Annotated in this window: 19 protein-coding genes; 10 read left to right on the top strand and 9 right to left on the bottom strand. The window is 69.3% G+C overall.

The window, feature by feature from the left end:
* Positions 1 to 74: 74 nt before the first annotated feature.
* Both BWI15_RS15870 and BWI15_RS15865 read left to right on the top strand, forming a co-directional pair.
* Positions 75 to 3,083 carry an ATP-binding protein gene (locus BWI15_RS15870; protein WP_083750800.1) on the top strand — a complete coding sequence of 1,003 codons (3,009 nt, stop codon included), beginning with the start codon at positions 75 to 77 and terminating at the stop codon, positions 3,081 to 3,083.
* A gap of 80 nt (positions 3,084 to 3,163) precedes the next feature.
* Positions 3,164 to 3,508 carry a hypothetical protein gene (locus BWI15_RS15865; protein ID WP_077015186.1) on the top strand — a complete coding sequence of 115 codons (345 nt, stop codon included), beginning with the start codon at positions 3,164 to 3,166 and terminating at the stop codon, positions 3,506 to 3,508.
* 71 nt (positions 3,509 to 3,579) lie between these two features.
* Here the strand turns inward: BWI15_RS15865 and BWI15_RS15860 are convergent, their stop codons facing one another.
* Positions 3,580 to 4,383: a DUF2382 domain-containing protein gene (locus BWI15_RS15860; protein ID WP_077016006.1), complete on the bottom strand. Its 804-nt coding sequence runs from the start codon at positions 4,381 to 4,383 to the stop codon at positions 3,580 to 3,582.
* Between the two features lie 278 nt (positions 4,384 to 4,661).
* Between BWI15_RS15860 and BWI15_RS15855 the strand changes: the two genes are divergently transcribed.
* Together BWI15_RS15855 and BWI15_RS15850 are read left to right on the top strand one after the other, a co-directional pair.
* Entirely contained in the window at positions 4,662 to 5,573 is a 912-nt protein-coding gene (locus BWI15_RS15855) for an NADP-dependent oxidoreductase (protein WP_077015185.1), read from the top strand.
* Between the two features lie 208 nt (positions 5,574 to 5,781).
* Positions 5,782 to 6,606, top strand: a complete 825-nt coding sequence (locus BWI15_RS15850) for an alpha/beta fold hydrolase (protein WP_077015184.1) — start codon at positions 5,782 to 5,784, stop codon at positions 6,604 to 6,606.
* On the opposite strand, the gene BWI15_RS15845 is transcribed toward BWI15_RS15850, so the two are convergent.
* From BWI15_RS15845 to BWI15_RS15835, 3 genes are all read right to left on the bottom strand, one after another.
* On the bottom strand, positions 6,572 to 6,988 hold the full coding sequence (locus tag BWI15_RS15845; protein ID WP_077015183.1) for a YchJ family protein: 417 nt from the start codon (positions 6,986 to 6,988) through the stop codon (positions 6,572 to 6,574). The two genes, BWI15_RS15850 and BWI15_RS15845, sit on opposite strands and share 35 nt — an antisense overlap.
* 13 nt (positions 6,989 to 7,001) lie before the next feature.
* Positions 7,002 to 7,412 (bottom strand): hypothetical protein, encoded by a 411-nt coding sequence (locus BWI15_RS15840; RefSeq protein WP_077015182.1) that lies wholly within the window; start codon positions 7,410 to 7,412, stop codon positions 7,002 to 7,004.
* A 90-nt stretch (positions 7,413 to 7,502) separates the two neighbouring features.
* Positions 7,503 to 7,718 (bottom strand): hypothetical protein, encoded by a 216-nt coding sequence (locus BWI15_RS15835; RefSeq protein WP_077015181.1) that lies wholly within the window; start codon positions 7,716 to 7,718, stop codon positions 7,503 to 7,505.
* A gap of 140 nt (positions 7,719 to 7,858) precedes the next feature.
* On the opposite strand from BWI15_RS15835, the gene BWI15_RS15830 reads away from it, so the two are divergent.
* The gene (locus tag BWI15_RS15830) at positions 7,859 to 8,536 is read left to right on the top strand and encodes a PadR family transcriptional regulator (protein ID WP_077015180.1); all 678 of its coding nucleotides are present in this window, start codon (positions 7,859 to 7,861) and stop codon (positions 8,534 to 8,536) included.
* Positions 8,533 to 8,934 carry a DUF1707 SHOCT-like domain-containing protein gene (locus tag BWI15_RS15825; protein ID WP_077015179.1) on the top strand — a complete coding sequence of 134 codons (402 nt, stop codon included), beginning with the start codon at positions 8,533 to 8,535 and terminating at the stop codon, positions 8,932 to 8,934. The genes BWI15_RS15830 and BWI15_RS15825 overlap by 4 nt, the downstream gene beginning before the upstream one ends.
* A gap of 9 nt (positions 8,935 to 8,943) precedes the next feature.
* On the opposite strand, the gene BWI15_RS15820 is transcribed toward BWI15_RS15825, so the two are convergent.
* Positions 8,944 to 9,333: a VOC family protein gene (locus BWI15_RS15820; RefSeq protein ID WP_077015178.1), complete on the bottom strand. Its 390-nt coding sequence runs from the start codon at positions 9,331 to 9,333 to the stop codon at positions 8,944 to 8,946.
* A gap of 77 nt (positions 9,334 to 9,410) precedes the next feature.
* Between BWI15_RS15820 and BWI15_RS15815 the strand changes: the two genes are divergently transcribed.
* Complete coding sequence (locus tag BWI15_RS15815; RefSeq protein ID WP_077015177.1) at positions 9,411 to 10,130, top strand: LmeA family phospholipid-binding protein; 720 nt, start codon at positions 9,411 to 9,413, stop codon at positions 10,128 to 10,130.
* 9 nt (positions 10,131 to 10,139) lie between these two features.
* On the opposite strand, the gene BWI15_RS15810 is transcribed toward BWI15_RS15815, so the two are convergent.
* Entirely contained in the window at positions 10,140 to 10,412 is a 273-nt protein-coding gene (locus BWI15_RS15810) for a DUF3817 domain-containing protein (RefSeq protein ID WP_077015176.1), read from the bottom strand.
* A gap of 2 nt (positions 10,413 to 10,414) precedes the next feature.
* Entirely contained in the window at positions 10,415 to 10,939 is a 525-nt protein-coding gene (locus BWI15_RS15805) for a hypothetical protein (RefSeq protein WP_077015175.1), read from the bottom strand.
* A 141-nt stretch (positions 10,940 to 11,080) separates the two neighbouring features.
* Here BWI15_RS15805 and BWI15_RS15800 point away from each other — a divergent pair, with 141 nt between their 5' ends.
* Entirely contained in the window at positions 11,081 to 12,088 is a 1,008-nt protein-coding gene (locus BWI15_RS15800) for a GlxA family transcriptional regulator (protein WP_083750799.1), read from the top strand.
* A complete protein-coding gene (locus tag BWI15_RS15795; RefSeq protein ID WP_077015174.1) occupies positions 12,081 to 12,761 on the top strand; it encodes a GAF and ANTAR domain-containing protein in 681 nt (226 codons plus the stop codon). Before BWI15_RS15800 ends, BWI15_RS15795 begins: the two co-directional genes overlap by 8 nt.
* A gap of 51 nt (positions 12,762 to 12,812) precedes the next feature.
* On the opposite strand, the gene BWI15_RS15790 is transcribed toward BWI15_RS15795, so the two are convergent.
* Entirely contained in the window at positions 12,813 to 16,466 is a 3,654-nt protein-coding gene (locus BWI15_RS15790; RefSeq protein ID WP_077015173.1) for a CARDB domain-containing protein, read from the bottom strand.
* Positions 16,467 to 16,703: 237 nt separating this feature from the next.
* Between BWI15_RS15790 and BWI15_RS15785 the strand changes: the two genes are divergently transcribed.
* Positions 16,704 to 17,243 (top strand): dihydrofolate reductase family protein, encoded by a 540-nt coding sequence (locus BWI15_RS15785; protein WP_077015172.1) that lies wholly within the window; start codon positions 16,704 to 16,706, stop codon positions 17,241 to 17,243.
* On the opposite strand, the gene BWI15_RS15780 is transcribed toward BWI15_RS15785, so the two are convergent.
* On the bottom strand, positions 17,236 to 18,096 hold the full coding sequence (locus BWI15_RS15780) for a GNAT family N-acetyltransferase (RefSeq protein ID WP_168197320.1): 861 nt from the start codon (positions 18,094 to 18,096) through the stop codon (positions 17,236 to 17,238). The two genes, BWI15_RS15785 and BWI15_RS15780, sit on opposite strands and share 8 nt — an antisense overlap.
* Positions 18,097 to 18,099: the final 3 nt, after the last annotated feature.

Below are 18,099 nucleotides of genomic sequence, written 5' to 3'. Positions count from 1 at the left end.
CCAGGGATCGGCGGAATCCGCGCACACGCTGACCGACCCACGTGACCTCCCCATGACCGCCGGCCGAACGACAGATGCGCTTCTCGAGAACCCGGAAACGGTTCGGCCCGAGCGAGTCGGTCTTCAGCGTGTTGCCCGACGCGGCGGCCATGCGTCGACTGAACCGGCGCCGGAGGGGTTGGCCTTGGCGTGGTAGGCACAGCCAGACCGGCCGCTTGTACAGTTCGAACATGGCCTCCGCGACGCCGGACCGGCTGGTAGGGCGACAACGGGAGCTTGCCTGTGTGAGCGCCCTGGTGGACGGCGTTGTGCGTGGCGAGGCGGCGACTCTGCTCGTCGAGGGGGAAGCCGGGATCGGGAAGTCCGTGCTCGTGCGGCGCGCGATCGAGCTGGCCGGTGACGCCGGTGTTGTTGTCTTTCGCGGCGACGCGCGGCCGTTCGAGCGCACGCGGCCGTTCGGTGCGATCGCTCGGGCCCTCGATCTGCGGGTTCGGTCGTCCGACCCGCGGCGGGCCTCGATCGGCCGGATGCTGGCTGGTGACGGCGCAGCGGTGGAGGACAAGGCCGTGCCGTCGGCGGGCGCTCGGTACCGCGTGGTCGAGGAGATCGTCGACCTCGTCGAGACGACCTGTGCTCGGGCACCGGCTCTCATGGTGCTCGAGGATCTGCACTGGGCCGACGAGTCGACGCTCGTCACGTTTCGTTCCATGGCGCACGAGCTGAGCCATGTGCCCCTTCTGCTGGTGGGCTCGCTGCGGCCCTCACCCCGGAGCACCGAACTCGATCAGCTGGTCGACGAATCGCTGCTCTCCGCGGCTCGGCTGATCCGGCTGGAATCGCTGGCTCCCGGCGAGGTCGACACCCTGGTCCAAGCACAGCTCGGACTGCCGCCTGGAGCCCTTCTCAGCTCGATCGTGGCCAAGGCCGCCGGCAACCCGCTGTGGGTGGTGGAAATCGTTCGCTCGCTGACGACGGAAGGGTGGTTGCGTCGGGGACCCGCCCTCGCCGAGGCGATCGCTGACGAGCTTCCCGACTCGCTCCACGACTTGGTCGTGCGCCGGCTGCGATACCTCCCTGCCGCGGCGCTGGATCTGCTGCGGATCACCGCCGTACTGGGCGACGCCGTCTCCGTACACGATCTGGCAGCTGTCGCCGGACGGTCCGCGGTCGAAGTCGTGAGCCAGCTGGACGAAGCGTTCCGGGCGCGCCTGCTGGACGAGCACGCGGACGCCCTGGTGTTCCGGCACCAACTTGTCCACGACGCCATCTACCAGGACGTCCCCCAACCCGTACGCCGTGCGCTTCACCGGGACGCCGCCGGCATCCTGGCGCGCACCGGCGCTGACCTGCTGCAGGTCGCCGGTCACCTCGTTCGCGGAGCCGCACCGGGTGACCTCGAAGCCGTCAGCTGGCTACGGCAGGCTGCCCGTGAAGCCACCGCCGCCACCCCGTCGGTCGCGGTCGAGCTGCTTCGACGGGCGATGGCGCTGCTACCGGCAGGCCACGAGGACGCCGATCTACTGGCCGTCGAGCTGGTGGAAGCGCTCCAGCGGGCGGGAATGGTGGCGGAGGCATCCGACCTGGCCGAGGCCGTGCTCGGCCGCGCACACCGCGACGACATCGACGTACCGCTGCGGCTGGCCCTGGTGTCGGCCCTGTCGCTGCAGAACCGCACGTCGGAACTCATCCAGCATGCGGAGGCCGCCCTCGTCCAGGCCCCCGGACTACCGGCGGCGGAACAAGCCCTGGTCCTCGTCCAAGCAAGCTACGGGCGAACCTTCTCCGGAGACTTCACCGGAGGCGAGGTCACCGCGCGCCGGGCCCTCGACCTCGCCGGCCGCGCGGACGGCAGGGCGATGACGGTGTGGAGTCTGGGGGCCATGTCGGTCGCGGTGAAGACACAGGGCCGGTACGGCGAAGCGCTCGAGCTCACCCAGCGCGCCGTCGCGCTCGCTTTCGATCCGTTGGACAGCGAGGCCAGGCTCCGCCACCCACACTTCTTCCTGGCCATGGCGCTGAGCGACTCGGATCTCATCGACGACGCGCGGCGGACCTACCAACTCGCAGTCGACGAATGCGAGCAACTCGGGTCGTCGTGGCTGCTGCCCGACATCCTGCTGCTGTCTGCTGAACTCCGCTTCCTCGCAGGAGAGTGGGGCGACGCGGTGACCGAACTGGAGTCCGGCCTGGATCTGGCCCAGGAGCACGGACAACGGATCTCGGTCGCTCAGTCGCGGGCCTACCAGGCACTGATGGCAGCCGCGAAGGGCGACGACCAAGGGGCATCCGCGGCCTTGACCGACGTGGAGAGCGAACTTACCAACGACGCTCCCTGCTACGGCGCCGAGGTCGTGGCCGTCGCCTGTTCAACACTGGCCGAAGCCCGCGGAGAACCCGGCAAGGCGTTCCAGCTGCTGCTCCGATTCTGGGAGTACGACAGCGAGCGCGAGATCAGGTACTACCACCGCTACCTCGGCCCCTCCCTCGTTCGGCTTGGCCTCGCCCTCGACCGGCGCGACGTCGCGTGCCGCGTGACCGCGGGCGTCGAAGCGGGCGCGGCGCTAGCGCCCGAGGTCCCCACCGTGCAAAGTGCCGCCCTTCGATGCCGTGGCCTCGTCGGGAACGACCCGGAGCTGCTCGTCGAAGCGGTCGAGCTGGCTCGCCGCAGCCCTCGTCTGCTCGACCACACGGGCGCCTGTGAGGACGCGGCCGCCGTACTGACCGCCACCGGCCAGCCGGCGAAGGCCAAGGAACTGCTCGCGGAAGCCCAAGCCAGGTACGAAGCGGTCGATGCCGGCGCGTGGGCTGCCCGGACCGCCGCCGGGCTGCGGCGCCTCGGCGTACGTCAAGGGAGCCGGGGGCAACGACACCGGCCGTCGTCCGGGTGGGAGAGCCTGACTCCCAACGAGCTCGCCGTCTGCCGGTTGGTCGCCGAAGGGCTGACCAACCGCGAGGTGGCGCGCCGCCTCTACGTCTCGCCCCATACCGTCAACACGCACCTTCGTCATGTGTTCCAGAAGCTGTCGGTGTCCACGCGGACCGAGCTGGCCGGTCTGGTCGCCCGCAGCTCGACCCTGCGCTGATCACGCGTTCGGGTGATGTCTTCGCCGCCGGGGCTGCGAAGACTGGGCGAAAGTCCGAATCGACGAAGGGAACGACCACCATGGATACCATCGGGTTCATCGCACCACTGCTCCCCGGCAAGACCGAGACCGACCGCGTCGCGATGACCTCGTGCTGGCGGGGCGAGCGCAAGGAGGCGTACGAACGTTCGCGCCGGCGCTTGGGCATCACCAGGGAAGCCGTCTTCATCCAGCCGACCCCGAACGGTGACGTGGCGGTCGTCTACTGGGAAGCCGACGATGTCGGCGCGGCCCTGAAAGGGATGGCGGCCTCCGACGATCCGTTCGACGAGTGGTTCCGCGACCACGTTCGTGAGGTGCACGGCGTCAACTTGGAGGACGGCTTCCCACCTCCCGAGCAGGTGATGGATTTCCGTGCCTCCTGACCCGGCCGGTGCCGGAGGGCCGGTCGGGGTGCCGACCGGCCCTCCGTCGGGCGGTGGTCCGATCCGGACAGCTACCGGTTGTCCACGTCGCCGTCGGTCTCGATGCGCTCCTTGCGCACCTCACCGCTGACGGTTTCCTGGTCGGTGCGCTGCTCCTTGCCGAGACGAACACGCTCGACCGGCTCGGCGTGCGTGCTGACGACCGGCTTCTCCTCGTGCAGCACGACCTCGTGCTCCTCCTCGGAGATCTCCGGGCCGGAGGTCGCCTCGTCGAAGTTCTCGTCGGTGATCGGCTCGCGCTCGATCACCGCCCGCTCGCGCTGCACCGGCACGGTAGTCTGCACGTGCTCGGTCTCGACGTACTTGCGCAGCCGGACCCGGCCGGCCTCCTCGCTCCTGGTGCCGACGTCGAGCCGCTCCTCCGAGCGAGTCATCGCGTCGTCGGTCGTCGGGCCGGACGTGTCCCGGCCCACCGTGCCGTCGACGTCGTCGCGGTCGCCGACCGATCCGTCGTACCCCAGGTCGCCTGACTCGTCGTAGCCCAGCCCGGCCGACCGGTCGTAGTCCAGGCCGTAGTACTCGTACAGCCGCTGCTCGTCCTCCGGCGACAGGTGCCCGCCGTCCGGGCTGACGTTCGGCGCGTCCTTGACGCGGTCCTTGCTGAACGGCACCGCCAGGCCGTCGCCGGTCACGCTCGCGTCGGCCAGTGGAATGAAGCTCTCGCTCATCCCGAAGAGCCCCGTGTTGACCGTCGCGAATTCCGGCTGCCCGGTCTGGTCGTCGAGGTACACCTGGCCGAGCTTGCCGATCTTGTCGCCGTCACTGCCGTAGGCCTCTCGACCGATCAGTTCCTGGACCTGCTCCTTGGTGATCATCAGCATTCTCCTCACGTCTGCGCTGGGTTGCTGGGCGGTACCCCGGCCATCCGCGCGCATGCGAAATGCACAACTTCGGGCCTGGTATTTCCCCTGATCACACCCGCAGTAGCGCTGATCGCACCGACCGGAGCGAGATTGTGGCCGAAGGCAACCAAGAGAGCGACCCACCCGAAAGCGGCCCATCGAGACCGCCCGCAAATGGCCCACCGACGACGCGCCCCGAGTGAGTACCGTCGACAGCGAACGACTGACACAAACGACACCGAAGGACCCTCATGCGTGCCATCACCGTCCAGGATCGCGAAGCCGGCGTCGCCGGAATGTCGCTGACCGAGCTGCCCTACCCCCACGCGGCCGAGAACGACGTCGTCGTGCAGGTCCACGCCGCCGGCTTCACCCGTGGCGAGCTGGACTGGCCCGGTACGTGGACCGACCGGGCCGGACGAGACCGAACGCCGAGTGTTCCCGGCCACGAGTTGTCGGGTGTCGTCGTCGGACTCGGCTTCGGTACGACCGGCCTCACAGTCGGCCAGCGGGTCTTCGGACTGGCCGACTGGACCCGCGACGGTTCACTCGCCGAGTACGTCGCCGTGGAGGCGCGCAACCTCGCCCCGCTGCCCGCCGACGTCGACCACGTCACCGCCGCCGCTCTCCCCATCTCCGGCCTGACGGCGTGGCAAGCGCTGTTCGACCACGCCCAGCTCGCCACCGGCCAGAGCGTCCTGATCCACGGGATCGCCGGCGCCGTCGGCTCCGTCGCCGCTCAACTGGCCCGCGAGGTCGGCGCCCACATCATCGGCACCGGCCGGGCAGCCGACCAGGACTTGGCCCGCGAACTCGGCGTTCACGAGTTTCTCGACCTGGACGGCGAGAAGCTGGAGGACGCCGGCCAGGTCGACGTCGTCCTCGACGTCATCGGCGGCGACATCCGTGACCGCTCCACCGCACTCGTGCGGCCGGGCGGCACTCTCGTCACGATCGCCGGTCCGCCGACCGTTCACCCCGACGACGGCCGCGCGATCTTTTTCGTCGTCGAGCCCAACCGCGAACAACTGGCCCTGCTCGCGACCAGGCTCCGCGACGGCCGACTCACTCCCCTGGTCACGACGGTCCGCCCGCTCGACGAAGCGCCCGCCGCGTTCACCTCGCACACCCGCGGCCGGACCATCATCCAGGTCACCAGCTGAGTGGTTCCCCTCATGTGGGATCTCGGTGACGGCAATGGTGGTCGGGCTGGTGCACCAAGCCCGGCTCGACAAGTTGCTCACCGAACACGACCCGTTCACGGTCGACGCCTGAGCGAGACGGATTCGCTCCGCGCGACGAACAGGCTTACCGTTGGCTGGTGCTGGGGGCACGCTGACCTGTCCGACGGCGTGAAGAGGGGCGGAAACCATGGGCACGATCACCACGGGCGACGGTACGGAGATCTTCTACAAGGACTGGGGTAGCGGGCAGCCGATCGTGTTCAGTCACGGCTGGCCGCTGTCGAGCGACGACTGGGACAACCAGATGCTGTTCTTCCTGCAGCAGGGCTATCGGGTCGTCGCTCACGACCGGCGCGGGCACGGGCGCTCGACACAGACCGGCGACGGCCACGACATGGACCACTACGCCGACGACCTCAGGGCCGTGGTCGAGCACCTCGATCTGCGCGACGCGATCCACGTCGGGCACTCGACCGGCGGTGGCGAGGTCGTGCACTACCTGGCCCGGCACGGGGAGGACCGCGCGTCGAAGGCGGCGATCCTGTGCGCCGTCCCGCCGTTGATGGTGAAGACCGACGCGAACCCCGACGGCCTGCCCAAGGACGTGTTCGACGACCTGCAGGCGCAGCTCGCGGCGAACCGGTCGGAGTTCTACCGGGCGTTGCCGTCCGGACCGTTCTACGGATTCAACCGGCCCGGCGCCGAGGCGTCCGAAGCGGTGATCGAGAACTGGTGGCGGCAAGGAATGATGGGCGGCGCGAAGGCCCACTACGACGGGATCGTGGCGTTCTCGCAGACCGATTTCACCGAGGACCTGCGCAAGATCACCCTGCCGGTGCTGGTGATGCACAGCGAGGACGACCAGATCGTGCCGTACGTCGCCTCCGGGCCGCGGTCCGCGGAGCTGTTGCAGAACGGCACGCTGAAGACCTACCAGGACTTCCCGCACGGCATGCCGACGACGCACGCCGACGTGATCAACGCCGATTTGCTGGAGTTCCTGCGGTCGTAGGTTCGACGTACACCCACAGGCCGTCCTCGCGGGTGAAGTAGCTGTTCTCGTGCTGGTCGCCGCCGACGTACGACGCGCGGAACTCGACGGTGCCCTCGGTGTGGAAGGCGGATCCGCCTTCCGTGCCGAGGATCTCGAGGCCGGTCCACTGCAGACCGGCCTCGAACCGCAGGGTCCGCGGGCGGGTCTTCGCAGACCAGGTACGCAGCAGGTACGGCGCGTCCTCGACCACGAAGGCGGAGTAGCGCGAGCGCATCAGCTGCTCGGCGGTCGCCGCCTGCTTGCTGCCGTCGTGCAGCGCGCCGCAGCAGGCGGCGTAGGAAGTGCCCAAGCCGCACGGGCACGAAGAGTCGCCCGTACGGCGGTCGGAACGGTTGGCCATGCAGTGATTGTGCCTACTGCGGGCCGAGGTCCTTGAACCGGTCCGCGGCGTTGTCGACGTGACCCTGCGCCTGGTCGGCGACGCCCTGGCCGGATTCGGTGAGACCGTCGGTCGCCTGGGTGACCTGGTCGCCGACGCCGTCGACCGGTACGTCGACACCGGTGGCCTCGGTGAACTGGCCGGCCGCGCCGTCGGCGTACTGCTGGGCGTTGTCGACGTGACCCTGCGCCTGGTCGGCGAAACCGTCGGCGTGGCCCTGGGCCTGGTCGGCGGCACCCTGCGCCTGGTCGGTCACGCCGTCGGCGGCGCCGCCGAGGTGATCGGTGACGCCGCTGACGTCGATGCCGGTCGCTTCGGTGACCTTGTCACCGGCGCCCTGCAACATCTCGGACGCCTTGTCCTTGAACTTGTCGAAGATGCTCATCGCGAAATCCTTCGGTCGTGGAGGGTTGGGGACGAGCCTGGAGCTGTCCGGCAAACCTACCCACCGCGTTCAAGTGAACGCTCAACGTTGTCAGTCTCCGCTCTCCCGGGTCGGCGGCTGCGGCGTGTCGTTGCGGTCCGCGTACGGCGGCGCGCCGTCGTCGTGCTGCACGTCGCGATCGGTCAGCTCCGCCTCGTCGACCGGCCCGTTCTCGAGCGCCTCGTTGATCTCGCTGTCGCTGATGTCGTGGGTCTTCTCGAACCGCGTCGGCGTCAGGTTCTCGTACCGGTTGCTGGGGTTGGTCATCGCACACTCCCTCACGAAGAACTGTGGCCCTCCGGTGCCCGTCGGCGCACCGCCTCACACCGGCCGCGGCAAACTCTTGGGTGACGACCGTTCGCGATATATCGTCGAACTATCGCAACCTCTGGGTTAGGGAGACGGTGATGGGTGGATCGGCATACGCGGCGGGGTGGCCGTTCGGGCAGTTCATGCAGGGCTGTTCGTCGTTCGAACAGATCAAGGAAGAGGTGCTGGCCGCGATGACCGGGCGGCAGCGGCACGGCGGGCATCACCATCAGGGCTTCGGTGGAATGTGGGGTGCCGGGCCGATGTTCGGGCCGCCGTGGGCCGGCGGGCCGGGGCCGCGGGGCTGGCGGCAGGCGAAGGCCCGGCGTGGTGACGTCCGGGCGGCGATCCTGGCGGTGCTGGCCGAGGAGCCGATGAACGGCTACCAGATCATCCAGGTGGTCGCCGAGCGCAGCGGCGGGGCCTGGAAGCCCAGCCCGGGTTCGATCTACCCGACCCTTCAGCAGTTGGAGGACGAAGGTCTGGTGACGGCCGACGCCGCGGTCGGACGGCGGACGTTCACGCTGACCGACGAAGGACGCGCGTACGTCGCCGAGCACGCCGACGAGGTGTCGGCGCCCTGGGAGGCGATGAGCGCCGGCTCCGACGGCGACGAGAACGGGCTGAAGCCCCTGCTCGGCCAAGTCGGTACGGCGTTGTGGCAGGTGCTCGCGACCGGGACTCCGGAGCAGCAGGCCAAGGCGCGCAAGGCGCTGATCGAGCTGCGCCGCACCCTGTACGGCATCCTCAGCGACGACGAGCAGGACCGGTCATGAGCTTCCCGGAGCGCACCGCGTCACTGCGGATCGGGGACGCCGAGCGGGACCAGGCCGTCGCCTTGCTGAGCGACCACTTCGTCGCGGGGCGATTGACCCAGGACGAGTTCGAGGAGCGCAGCGAACGAGCGACCAAGGCCCGGTACGACGACGAGCTCGCACCGCTGTTCGCCGACCTGCCCGATCCGGCGGCGCAGGTCGCCGTACGGCGGCAGCCGCGCTGGGAGGTGCAGGGCCGCCCACCGGCGTTCCTGTTCCTGCTGCCGTTCCTGATGGTCGGGCTCGTCATCGCAAGCGTCTCGTTCGCGGCGCCGTGGGTGCTGTGGGTGTTCTTCTGGATCGCCTTGTTCGGCGGTCCGATGCACCACCGCCGGCACCGCTACGGCCACCGCCGCTGACGGCCACACTCAGGGACGGCGCGACCGCGTCCGCGGGATCTCCTGGGCGAGTTCGACGACGAAGCCGTCGGGGTCGGCGACGTGCACCGTGCGGTGACCCCACGGCCGATCGGCGGGACCGCTGAGAATCGGTACGCCGTGCGCCGCCAGCCGCGCGGCCTCCGCGTCGACGTCGGGCACGATCAGCACCACCTCGGCGGCCGGCCCCGGGCTGACCGGGCCGCCGGTGAGCCACTCGGCGCGGCGCCGCTCGTACAGCGCGAAGCGAGGCGCCTCGGTCCCGAACTCGGCGTACCCGGCGTCGGTGAACCGGTGCGGCAGCCCGAGAACGTCGCGGTAGAAGGCGATCGAGGCGTCCAGGTCGCCGACGTAGACGATGACGTAACCGATGCGGTTCATCCGGATCACGGTAGCGGCACCCGCGTCGGCCGTCGCGCCGCTAGGCTCGCGCCCGTGAGAACTCCTGGAAACCGCCCATGAGCACCGCGAAGCCACGCCGGCGAGGCCGCGGGCTGCTGATCGTCCTGGTGATCCTGCTGCTGATCGCGGTGGTCGGCGACCGGGTCGCCGAATCGGTGGCCGAGAAGCGGCTGGCGACCGAGGCGGTCAACGAGGCGGCCCAGTACGACGTGACCGCCGCGAGCACGACGGCGGAGATCGGCGGCTTCGGGTTCCTGCCGCAGCTGGCCCGGGGCGAGTTCTCCGAGATCACCGTGACGATGGACCGGCCGAGCGTCTCGAAGGTGTCGGCCGAGGACCTGACGATGGTGATGACCGGCGTCCAGGTTCCGCGCGAGATGCTGACCGGCGACACCAGTGCCACCGTGGTGATCGGCCAGGCCGACATCCGGCTGCGGATGTCGCCGGACGCGCTGACCCGGCTCACCGCCGGCGCCAGCGGGATCGACGGCCTGAAGCTGACGGCGGCCGGCGAGAAGCTGCAGGCGACGGTCCGCGGGGTCGACGCGGTCGCGACCGTCCGGCCCGAGGTGCGCAACGGACGGATCGGGCTGATCGTCGACAACCTGCCGGACGGGGTACCGGCGCGGGTGCGGACGATGCTCACCGCACTGCTCGCCCGGGGCATCCGGATTCCGGAACTGCCGTTCGGCGCGACCGTCACCCAGGCCGCCGTCCAGGGCCAGTCCCTGGTCGTCACCGCCACGGCCAACGACGTGCGGCTGTCCGGCGCCTAGATCTGCGGCTCAACGCTCGTTGCTGAGAGCAACTTCGGTGCCGAGCCGACGCAGCACGAGCAGCCCGCCGACGGCGGGAATCAGGGCGATCAGCTTGGTCGCCCTGCTCGCGCGCGCCTCCCGCGCGGTGAGGATGACCACGAGCAGGTAGCAGCACCCGTGGGTCGGCCCGATCAGCGAGGACACAGCCGGCCAGTGCACGGTGAAGAGGTTGGCGAACAAAATCACCAGGGAGACGACCTCGGCGGTCGCGGCGGCGCGGAGCGGGGTCCACTTGGCCATGCTCAGGCTCCTGTCGTCGAGCCCGGGCGGGCGATCATCAGGACCGTCACGGTGGCCCAGAGCAGGTTGAAGAGTCCGGCGTGCATCGCCAGGCGGCCCGGGGCCGTGTGATCGGGCGTGCCGGCCAGAACACGCTGCTGACCGGGCAGCACAAGCAGGACCAGTACGGCGGCCGCGCACGCGGTCAGCACGATCGAGATGATCAGCCAGACGTCACCGAGCACGTCCAGGCTCCTCGCGGTCGCCAGCCCGAACGCCGGTACGGCGATCCCGACGACGGCGTAGACGCGGCAGATCCGGTGCAGCGTCCGCAGCTCGCTCACGTCGCGCTCCGCCCGCACGGCGAGGGCCGCTTCGGTGGCGCGGTTCATCGCGGCAGTGGGCACCGCGCCGTCCGGGTCGCTCACCTGACTCGGCTCGGCCAGCAGGCGTCGCACGGTCGCCGGGAATCGACTGGCCGCGACGGCCACCGGCCCAATGGCGATGATCGCCGCGATCACGTGGATCGAGAGCAGCAGCTTGGTCACCCCGAGAAGGTAGCGGCCGTGCCGCGCCCGACGGAACTGGCTGGATAGCCACGTTCCATCGGATTCTCGCCAACGCTGTCAACAGGCGATTTGTCGACTCAGCGCTTTGGCGGGAATCAACTGACTGTCTACTATCCAGCCATGCACACCGTGGCGGTCCTGGCGCTGGACGACGTCATCCCGTTCGATCTGGCGACGCCGATCGAGGTGTTCAGCTGGGCGCGGCTGCCCGACGGCCGCCCGGCGTACGAGGTGCGGGTCTGCGGCGTCACGCCCTCGGTCTCGGCCGGCGCGTTCGCGCTGCAACCGCCGTACGGGCTGGAGGCGCTGGCGGAGGCCGACACGATCGTGCTGCCCGGCTGCCGCGACCTGCGACCGGTTCCTGACCAGGTGCTCGACGCGATTCGCGCCGCCGCGGCCCAGGGGACACGGATCGCCTCGATCTGCGTCGGCGCGTTCGTGTTCGCCGCCACCGGACTGCTCGACGGGCACCGCGCCACCACCCACTGGTACGCCGCCGACCAGCTCGCCGAGCGCCACCCGGAGATCGAGGTCGACCCGAACGTGCTCTACGTCGACAACGGCCAGTTCCTCACCTCGGCGGGCGCCGCCGCCGGGCTCGATCTGTGCCTGCACCTGGTGCGGCGGGACTACGGCTCCGCGGTCGCGGCGGACGCGGCGCGGACCGCGGTGATGCCGCTGGAGCGCGAGGGAGGGCAGGCGCAGTTCATCGTGCACGACCAGCCGCCGAGTCCGCGCGGCTCCGAACTCGAGCCGTTGCTGCGCTGGATGGAGGAGCACTGCACGCGCGACCTGACGCTGGAGCAGCTCGCCGCCCAGGCGGGCACCAGTCCCCGGACCCTGAGCCGCAGGTTCCGTGAGCAGACCGGCACCACTCCCCTGCAGTGGTTGCTGCGCAGCCGGATCCGGCGGGCCCAGTCGTTGCTGGAAGCAACCAGCCAGCCGGTCGACCGGATCGCCGGCCGGGTCGGTTTCGGCTCCCCCACCGCCTTCCGGGAACGGTTCAAACGGGTGGTCGGCACCACCCCGCACGCCTACCGCGCGGCGTTCCGCCGCAGCGAGCCCACCGTACGGCGTACGGAACTGGTTGGGACGGGTACAGAATGGGTACGGCGAAGCCATGAATGACTCGCGCTTGCTCGAAACCGCGCAACTGCTGTCGAAGGCCCTCACCCCGGGTGACCTCGACCACACGCTCGGGCGGATCACGGCGGCCGCGGTGGAGGTTCTGCCGATGGTGGCGTACGCGAGCATCACCATTCTGCACAGCGACGGGACCTTGTCGACAGTGGCTCCGACCGACCTGTTGCTGATGCCGGTCGACGCCGCGCAGTACGAGCTGCGCGAAGGTCCCTGCTACTACGCGGCGACCGAGACCGCCCACGTCGTCGCCCCCGATCTGGCCAACGACGCGCGGTTCCCCCGGTATGCGAAGGTCGCGATCTCGTCCGGTATCCGGGCCCAGGCGGGAGTGCGGATCTTCGACGCCCCGAAGTCGCAGGGCGCGCTGAACCTGTACTCCCAGGAGGTCGGTGCCTTCGAGGACTTCGAATCGCTCAGCGAGCTGTTCGCCCACCAGGCCGCGATGGCGATCAGCTACGCCCAGGAGATCGACAACCTGGAGCAGGCCATCCACACCCGCGGCACGATCGGCCAGGCGGTCGGCATCGTGATGGAGCGCTACAACCTGAACGACGAACGCGCGTTCGCCTTCCTCACCCGGCTGTCCCAGGACAACAACGTCAAGCTCCGCCGCGTCGCCGAGGAGATCGTCAAGGAGCTCGACCAGCGCGGCCGCTGATCCCCACCCGGGCCCGGCGCTGTGGCGCCGGGCCCGGGGTTTCGGAGGGGACTACTGGCCGGTGATGGTGAACTGCGAGCCGGGCTCGATCACCACGTTGCCGTCGGCGGAGTTGGTGATCGTGGTGTTGGTCAGCACCGCGTTGCCGCGGGCGCCGCCCATGGCCAGAATGCCGGCGCCGTTGTTCGACTTGTCGATCCGGACGTTCGTGATCGCGACGTTCGGCATCAGGCCGCCGCCGGTCTTGAACTGGATCCCGTCGTAGGTGGAGTCGACGATGTCGGTGTCACGGATGGTGACGCCGGGAATCGGCAGGTTCTGCGGGAACAGCGTGATCGCGCCGAACTCCTGGTCCTCGTTCCAGAACACGCCGCCACACCGGTACAGACCGTTGTTGGCGATCAGGGTCTGGCCGGAGAACGGCAGCGGGTCGTGGTCGGTGGCCAGCATGATGCCGGGGTAGTTCATCGTGTCGTAGATCAGGTTGTTCTCGATCTTGTTGTCGTAGCCGCCGTACACCGCGATCCCGTTGGCCCGCCAGGGCAGCTGGATCGTGTTGTTGGTGAACGAGTTGGTGTGCGCGACGTCGACCGCCTGATCCTTGACGTACTTGTTCGCCCAGACCGCCAGCGCGTCGTCGCCGGTGGTGCGGAACGACGAGTTGAACACCTTCGAGTTCCGGGTGCCGTTGCTGAAGTTGATCCCGTCGGCGTAGGTGTTGCGGATCCGCATCCCGCTGAACTCCAGGCCGTCGGCCGGGCCCCACAGCTCCGGGATGTTGTCGTAGTCGCGGCCGACCCAGACCCCGACGTTCGCGTGCTCGATCCACACGTTGCTGATCTTGGTCCCGGTGCCGAACCGGCCGTTCAGGCCGACGCCACCCTCGGCGTTGCCGTCACCACCGCGGATCCGGCCGGACCCGAAGATCGCGATGTCCGAGATCTGCGTGTTCTTGTCGATGTCGAATCCGAAGTTCCCTTCGTGCGGGTGGTTGATGCCGCCCGCGTTCTGCGGCTCGATCGTCGAGTACAGCTGCGAGTGCCACATTCCCGCGCCGCGGATCGTGACGTTGCTGATCCCGACCTGGTTGAACTGACCGCGGTTCAGCGGGTCGTCGGTGAGGATCTTCTTCTCCTGCCGCCACTGGCCGGCCGGGATCCAGACGCAGCCGATCACGCCGTTCTGGTCGTCGGTGACGGCCCGCTGGATCGCGGCCGCGTCGTCGATCCCGTCGTTCGGCACCGCGCCGTACTGGGTGATCGACGTACAACCGGGTGGTTGGCTCGCAGCGGGGGCGACCTGCTCGAGGTCGATCGTGTCGATGATGTAGAACGCCGCGGTGTCACCCGCGTCGCGCTGCAGCTTGAACTTCGTGCCCGGCGGGTACGACGTGCCGAGCAACGCGTGCGACTCGTCGAACAGCCGGCGCGCGTCACCACCTGGGGTGTTGGTCAGGCCCTCGGGCTGGTCGGTGTTGCCGTACAGCCAGCTGTGCCGTGACGACAGCGTCAGTTTGCGGCTGAAAGTGCCGTTCACGTACAGGCTGATCGTTGCCTCGAGCCCCTGTCCGTTGGCGGAGTCGGGAATGGAGTTGCGGACCACGATCGAGTTCGACTGGTTGGTCGAGGTGAACTCGACGAACTGGCCCTGGCTGTCCAGCCGGACCGAACTGCGCCCCGACGACTCGGTCGCGAAGTTCGTGTGGCCGAACGTGCGCAGCGGGTCCGAGACCAGCAGCTGACCTTGGTAGTTCGCCGCCTCCGCCTCGTACGACGTGTACGGTACGGCGGCGCCGCGGCCGACCACGATCGCCCGGGCGAAGGTGTTGTTGGTCTCACTGGTCTCGGCCACGACGTTGGTCGCGTCGGCCGTCGCGGTGATCGTCGCGCCGCCGTTGGTCGCCGTCCAGGTGCCGCTGATCGCGACGTTGCTGGTGGCGCCTGCCGCGATCGCCGGGGTGCTGCCGTTCAGCGTCGTACCGCCGACGACGACCCGGGTCACCGAGCCGGCGGCGGACGCCGACGTGCCACGGTTGTGCACCGCGACGGTGATGCTGACGGCCTGCCCGACCGCCGGGTTGGCCGGGTTGGTGGTGATCCCGGTGATCTGGAGGTCTGGGCCGGGCGCCTGCGCAATCACCAGTTGCGTGGGCGCCGTGAAGGAGTTGTTGTCGTTGTTCTGCTCGACCACTGTGTTGGTCGGGTCGACCACCGCGCCGACGGCGTAGCTGCCCTGCGCGCGGGTCCCCGCGTTGAGGGTGACCGTGGCCGAGGCACCGGCGGCGAGCGCACCGACCGGGGAGCTGCCGACGACCGTGCCGCCGAGGGTGAAGTTGACCGTGCTCGCCGGAGCAGCGGCCGAGCCGATGTTGCGAACAGTCGCGGAGAGCGTGACCGGGCTGGTCTCGCTCGGGGTGGCCGGCGTCCACGACAGGTCGCTGACGACCAGGTCCGGGTTCGGTGCGGCGGTTCCGACGACCTGGAGCTCGGCGACCTGGCCGCCGGGCGCGCCGGTGTTGCTGAAGAACTGCAGCCGCAGGTCGGCGACCCGTCCGCTGACCGGGATCTCGACGGTGTTCTGCGCGGACGGGTTGAAGACGTGGTTCGCCCGGCCGGACAGCGAGCTGAAGGTCGTCGCGTTCTGCTCGCGGCCGAGCACCTCGAAGTTCTGGGTGCGCTGGCCCCAGGCCTGGTCGGGGTTCAGCTTGACCACGACCGAGCTCACGTCCGCGTTCGAACCGAGCTTGACGGTCAGCGTGGCCGGGAAGCCGTTGGACTCCCAGTACGTCGCGATGTTGTTGTCGTTGGCGTTGGCGGCGACGAAGCTGTGCACGGTGGACGACGCCTCGATCGGCTTGCCGGTCGCGAGGTTGGTGCCGCCGCCCTGACCGGCCCGGCGGACCCGGTTGCTGTCGCCGGACTCGTTGCCGGCGGCATCCTTCGCGCGGACGAAGTACTCGACGGTCGCCGAGGACGGCTGGTTGTCGGTGTAGCTGAGCACGGTGCCGGCGACCGTGGTGACGACGGTGTTGTTGCGGTAGACGACGTACCCGGTGACGCCGACGTTGTCGGTGGCGGCGGTCCAGGCGAGCCGGATCTGGCCGGTCGCGGGCTCGGTCAGGGTCAGGTTTCCGGGCGCGGTCGGGCTCTGGGTGTCGCCGGTGTCCGGGCCGTGCACCTCGAACTCGGACAACTGACCGGCGGGCCAGCCGGTGTTCGCGGTGATGTTCAGCCGCACGTAGCGCAGGCTGGTGGCCGGGAACGTGATCGTCACGGTGTTCGCGTTGGCCGGGCTGAAGCCGTAGCCGGTGCTGGTCACGACATCCCGGTACGACGTTCCGTCGGTGCTGCCCTGCACGGACAGGGTCTGAGTGCGGGCACCCCAGGAGGACGGGAGCTTGAGCACGACCCGGTCGACACTCTTCGTGGCGCCGAGGTCCGCCCGCAACCACTGCGGGAACTGGCTGTTGTTGCTTTCCCAGTACGAGTTCTGATTGCCGTCGCCGGCGTTCGTGGCCGGGTACTCCCCCAGTTGGCTGCTCGCGGACAAGGTCCGCGGAAGCGCAGCCGCGGGGGCGGCGGCTGCGGTCTGGGCGGTGTCGGTGGTGACGGTCGCGGAGGCGATGGCCGGTGTGGCACCGGCGAGGATCAGGGCTGCGCAGAGCAGGCCACCGATCAGCCGCCTGCGGGGCTGGCTCCGTTTCATGGACGTCCTCAGGTCTGGGCGGGAACTGCGGGCGGAGCTACGTAACTTGCGCTTGTATGCCAACTTCTTGCGCCGTAGTAGCCAAAGCTTGCAGTCGCCGACCTCGTTCGTCAACGGTTCGTCACGATCGGCGCACAGCGAGGCACCCCGAGCAGGCGTTCAGGCTCCTTGACCGATGAGTTCTTCCGGGGCTGCTCGTCTGAACATTGGAAAGGCAACCCCGGAAGGACGTTCTCGATGGCCAAGATCCTGTACTCCGTCTCCATGTCGCTCGACGGCTACATCGCCGGTCCCGGCGGCGACATGTCCTGGCTGACCGACCACCTCGGCCCCAACCCGCTGGTCGGTGAGCTGATCGGCGACGTCGGCGCGCTGCTGGTCGGCGCCACGACGTACCGCGGCGACGATCCGCACAAAAACGACGAGAACGCAGGCAAGGCCTTCGGCGGCGGCTGGGACGGGCCGCAGTACGTGGTCACCCATCACCCAGCCGCCGACTCCCCCGGCGTCTTCTTCGTGCCCGACGTACTCACCGGGCTGGCGGCGGCCGAAGCCGCGGCCGGCGACGGCTACGTCAACGTGCTCGGCGCCGACATCGCCCGCCAGTGTCTCGAGGCGGGCCGGCTCGACGAGGTTCTCACCATCGTCGTACCGGTCCTTCTCGGGGACGGGACTCCGCTGTTCCACTACCCCGGCGGGCGCACGGTGCAGCTCGAACGGGTGCACCACAGCGCCGTTCCCCAGGCGACGAACCTGTGGTTCAAGATCCTCAGTTGACCGACAGGACGCGGCGCCACCCGTCGGAGACGAGGATCGGTCGCATGCCGACCGCCAGGTAGAGGCCGAGCGCGGGCGTCGGGTTGTTGGTGTCGACGTCGAGCATCGTGCCGGCGCGGCCCGCGGCCGAGTCGTGGGCGAACGCGTCCTGCAGCAGGAACCTCGCCAGCCCGCGCCCGCGAAACTCCTCCAGCACACACAGCATTCCGACGCACCCGCAGTCGTCGTTCTCGAGGTGCTCGTCGGTGCAGATGCGCAGCGCGACCGCACGGCCGTCGACCTCGAGCATCGTCATCTGGGACCAGTCGAAGGTGGACGACAGTTCGAGGTACTCCACCCACTCCTCGTGCGGCCGGACCACAAAGCCGTACTGGCCTTGAAAGCACTCGATGATGAGCTCGTGCGCGGTCCAGCGGGACGCGTCGTCCCACGCACCTCGCCGGACGACGACACCGGCCGGCGGCGCCGGCCTCGCGACCGGTTCGCCGTGGTCGATCCGCATCCGGTGGTACGTCGTACCGTTGGTGAAGGCGTGACCGGCCAGCAGACCACGCTGCGGCTCGTCGGCCCGGTAGATGTCGGTCTCGACGGTGATCTCCGCATGACCGTTCTGCCGGCCCATCTCGCGGGCCCGGTCCATCGTTCGCTCGTACAGCCAGGCGGCGACCGCCGGTGTGCGGGACCACACCTGGATGCCGACGACCTGCCGATCCCCCTTGCCGAAGGCGGTCCCGTACCCCACCGGCCGCCCTTCCCCACCGAACACCAGGAACCCGTCGGTCCTCCGATCGAACCCAGGCTCGACGATCCGCTCGGCCACCTCGGTCACCGTGGCGTCGGAAAACCCGATCAAGGC

Origin of the sequence: Kribbella sp. ALI-6-A, from assembly GCF_001984195.1 — a bacterium.
Lineage (GTDB): Bacteria > Actinomycetota > Actinomycetes > Propionibacteriales > Kribbellaceae > Kribbella.
Note: the sequence above shows the minus strand (reverse complement) of the source record. Positions and strands in the feature narration are given on the sequence as shown.